The sequence below is a fragment of the Pseudoalteromonas sp. SR43-5 genome (assembly GCF_014163835.1).
Classification (GTDB): domain Bacteria; phylum Pseudomonadota; class Gammaproteobacteria; order Enterobacterales; family Alteromonadaceae; genus Pseudoalteromonas; species Pseudoalteromonas distincta.
Window position 1 is genome coordinate 1 of record NZ_JACJEA010000074.1, and the last position, 776, is coordinate 776.

1 protein-coding gene is annotated in these 776 nt (G+C 38.4%); it reads left to right on the forward strand.

All coding sequences use genetic code 11. From position 1 onward, the window contains the following. Positions 1-438: hypothetical protein (locus H5090_RS20530; protein WP_259395154.1), on the forward strand; the 438-nt coding region annotated here is incomplete at its 5' end. Positions 439-776: the final 338 nt, after the last annotated feature.

The window sequence follows — 776 nt, forward strand, 5'->3', positions numbered from 1 at the left end:
TGCATGGCGTATGTCGATTTAAACCCCATTAGAGCCAAAATGGCTAACACCCCAGAGGAGTCAGACCATACCAGCATCAAACAACGCATAACACAGGCAAAAGAAAGCAAGCAACCAAAACAACTACTGCGTTTTGCAGGTATGCCACGTCAAATTATGCCAAAAGGACTCCCGTTTGAACTTAAATCGTACCTTGAACTTGTTGAATTAACAGGACGTTGTATACGAGAAGGCAAGCGAGGGTATATTGATAGTACACACTTGCCCTTACTCGAAAGAGTCAATATTACCCCAGAAAACTGGTTAAAACTCACAACTCAATTTACACGTGTATTTCATGGTGCAGTTGGGAGACCATCCTCACAAGCCGGTTACTGTGAAAACTTAAACAGAAAACGGCGGGCAAATATCAGTAATTGCAAAAAGCTTCTCGCATAAACTTAAACTGCTCAGTAAAGCTACTCAGTAATAAATCACAACTGCACCATGCAGTTATTTTCATGCGTGTAATTTAGGTTTAATAGCGGTCATGTTTTATTTAATGGGTTAAATGAAAAGAATCGATTAGGAAAGGTAAATTTTTAACCTAAAAAGTAGATTTTATAGCACAGTTTGGCTTGTACAATTAGAGTGGCTGTCTAGTTTAGTTCTATTGCCTCTGAAGATCCTAAATCATTCGGAAGTAATAAAGGCTATTTTAATCCACAAAATTGGACTGATTACAATGACTTAATCGGTAGATATGATTCGGTCGAGGGTGAATTAGTAGTAGTACC